The 1519-nt window shown below is 65.9% G+C and carries 1 pseudogene; it reads right to left on the bottom strand.

The annotated features are described in order from the left end of the window. Window positions 1-186 precede the first annotated feature (186 nt). Window positions 187-1361, bottom strand: a pseudogene (locus tag ACZ7GZ_RS43330) (IS701 family transposase). Window positions 1362-1519: the final 158 nt, after the last annotated feature.

Below are 1519 nucleotides of genomic sequence, written 5' to 3'. Positions count from 1 at the left end.
GGAAACCAGGCAACTACCTGGCCTTTCTCGGGCTGGCATCCGCCCTCTGCTGCTACAAGCGGTTCCTCAAACTGACCATGTAGGACACGGTCTTATACTCCAGCAGCGGTTTGTGTCCTGAGCTGCGTGTTTGGTAGTGGCAGTGGTGGGCGATGGCTTGACGGCGTCTTCTCCAGGCCGACCATGTCAGTGCGTAGGTGACGGGGTCGTGGACGGCTCGGGGGCGGGGCAGGAGAGCGTCCAGGAGCCGCCGGTTTTCCGCCATGGTGAGCGGGATGAGGGCTGATGCGTTTCTCCAGCCCCCTTTGCGTCATTGCTGGCCAGGGCTGCAAGCGCGGTCAGGACTGCGTGGGCGAGCATGGCGAGTGTGATGTGCCGATACCAGCCGAGGTAGCGGCGGACCTCGTACTCGTCCAGGCAGCACTCGTTCTTCGCTGCCTGGAAGCACTCCTCGATCGCCCAGCGGCTGCTGGCGATGCGGGCCAGTCCGGAGATCTCGATGCCGGCGGGTGCGTAGGTCAGGTAGCAGGCGATCTCGCCGGGGTCCGGCAGGCTGCGCCGGGTCATCACCCAGCGGTGATGGGTCGGCGGGTCGGGATCGAAGATGAAGTTGGCAGGCAGTTTGGCCGCGGCCCAGTCGTAGACTCGCGGGCCCTTGGCCCCGTCGCCGCAGGACAGCCGCTGCCAGGCATCAGCAGGAGCATCCTCGATGAGGTGGTCAATGCGCCAGATCCCGGCCAGGGACTTGATCTGCTGGGACTTGGGCACCGCCACCACGTAACCGACGCCGAGCTGCTCGAGCAGACGGCGGAAGTGCCAGTCCTGTCCATAAGCCAGCTCGCCCTTCGTCGCGAACGTCCGCTCGTCAGGGATCTTGGCGGCCCGGCACCGCTCACGGTCGGATGTCCAAGACTTGGGCAGGTAGAGCTCCCGGTCGATCAGAGCCCGGCCTGAGCCGGTGGCGTAGGCGGCGAACACCCCGATCTGGCAGTTGTCGATCTTCCTGGAGTGCCGGTGTACTGCCGTCTGACCCCGGCCGAGGTGGTGCCCTTCTTGGCGAATCCGGTGTCGTCGGTGATCAGCACCCCGTCGGGCCCCAGCCGTTCCGCCAAGTACCCGCGGACATCGTCACGCAGAGCGTCCGCGTCCCAGACGCTGCTGTTCAGCAGCCGCTGGAAGCCGTCCGGGGTGCGGTGCCCAGCCCATTCCGCGAGCTGCCAGCCGTTCTTGCGCGTCGCCCGCCCCAGCAGACCACGGACGTAGTCCCGCATCCGCCACCGCAGATCCGCCCGGCCGAACCTGCTCGCCACCCGCGCGAACACCGAATCCAACTCAGCAGCCCAGACCGCGACTCCAGCCATCCCCTCCACCCCAGGACAACGACAACTGCCAGCTCAGGACCAGAAACGCGACTGGAGTATTAGTACTCCAGCAGTACTTCGCCATTTCTGCTGGTCAGGGTTCTGAGGGTGGGGAGTGTAGTGGTGTGGGCAGGGGCATGGAACGGTCTTTGGTGGGG

It is taken from the genome of Streptomyces sp. NPDC037288, from assembly GCF_055603265.1.
Note: the sequence above shows the minus strand (reverse complement) of the source record. Positions and strands in the feature narration are given on the sequence as shown.